The organism is Enterobacter sp. R-1.6.2 (assembly GCF_035064085.1).
GTDB lineage: Bacteria > Pseudomonadota > Gammaproteobacteria > Enterobacterales > Enterobacteriaceae > Enterobacter > Enterobacter asburiae_B.
The window spans coordinates 1-1,221 of sequence record NZ_JASEYI010000096.1; the positions used below are offsets into that span (position 1 = coordinate 1).

Consider the following 1,221-nt stretch of genomic DNA (forward strand, 5'->3'; position numbering starts at 1 on the left):
TGTAGATTCAATCTGTCAATGCAACACCCCTTTCAATTATCTCTTTCGGTGTTTTGAACTTCAGTGTCTTTCTCGGTCTGTTGTTTAGCTGAGCAGCAACCAGATCTAGTTCATGTTGAGTATATTGGGCAAGACATGTCTTTTTAGGAAAGTACTGCCGAATTAGCCCATTTGTGTTCTCATTTGTTCCCCGCTGCCAAGGACTCTGAGGATCGCAGAAGTAAACTTTAACGCCGGTGCTGACAGTAAATTCTAGATGTCTGGCCAGTTCCATTCCTCTGTCCCATGTCAGTGATTTTCTGAGTTCTGACGGTAAACTCAGGAATTTGTCGGTAAGAGCCTGATTTACTGAGACAGAATCTTTGCCCCTGAGTCTAAGGATGATCGTATAACGTGATTTTCGGTCTACAAGTGTGGCTATATGAGAGTTTTTTGTACCTGAGACTAAATCGCCCTCCCAATGCCCCAGAGAGCGTCTGTTATCGATATTTCGGGAACGTTCGTGAATTGGTGTTCCGTTCACTATGTTAATCGTACCTCTTTCGCCTTTGCGGGTATGACGCCTGCCATGGCGAAGGCTATGCGACCGTCGCAGATGCTGTATATTCAGGTGGTGTAGCGCTTCACGGCTACGAAAGTACAGCGTTTTATAAATTGTCTCAGGTGATATTCGCAGCGTTTTTTGACGTGGTTTTGTTCGCCTTAACCATCCTGATATTTGCTCTGGAGACCATTTCATCTCCAGCTTTTCCAGAACAAGCTTTCGCAATGGTAAATTTTGATCCAGTAAGCACGGTTTTGGCCTTTTCGCCATTCTGTTGGCTCGGTTATTAGCATCAACAGCTTTGTAATAGCGTCTGCCCCGATTACGCTGAACTTCACGTGAGATCGTCGAAGGACTGCGATTCAGCGCAGTAGCTATCGCACGAATGCTCATTTTGGCTGACAAACCAGCTCGTATCTCCTCGCGCTCAGACAGTGTCAGGTGAGCTACAGCCCGCTTACGCTCATGGGGTTTTATGCCGCCAGTATCCCTTAACATAGTGAAGATCGTTCCGGGTTTTGAACCCAGGATATTCGCTATTTCACTGAAGCCTGTTCCGTTCTTCCATAGTTCAAAAACAGAGGCTTTTTCCTCTGCTGTAAATGTTCGTCTCATTCAAAAAACCTCCGCAACCCCATGTTTTCACATAACTGTTGCGTTGACCAATTGAATCTACA

General features: G+C 45.5%; 1 protein-coding gene. It reads right to left on the reverse strand.

Going from position 1 to position 1,221, the window contains the following annotated elements; genetic code table 11:
- Window positions 1-7: 7 nt before the first annotated feature.
- Window positions 8-1,159 carry an IS30-like element IS30 family transposase gene (locus QMN93_RS25935; protein ID WP_001254932.1) on the reverse strand — a complete coding sequence of 384 codons (1,152 nt, stop codon included), beginning with the start codon at window positions 1,157-1,159 and terminating at the stop codon, window positions 8-10.
- Window positions 1,160-1,221: the final 62 nt, after the last annotated feature.

Coding starts and splice junctions, on each gene's coding strand:
- QMN93_RS25935 (WP_001254932.1), bottom strand. CDS start 1,159: ATGAGACGAACATTTACAGCAGAGGAAAAAGCCTCTGTTTTTGAACTA.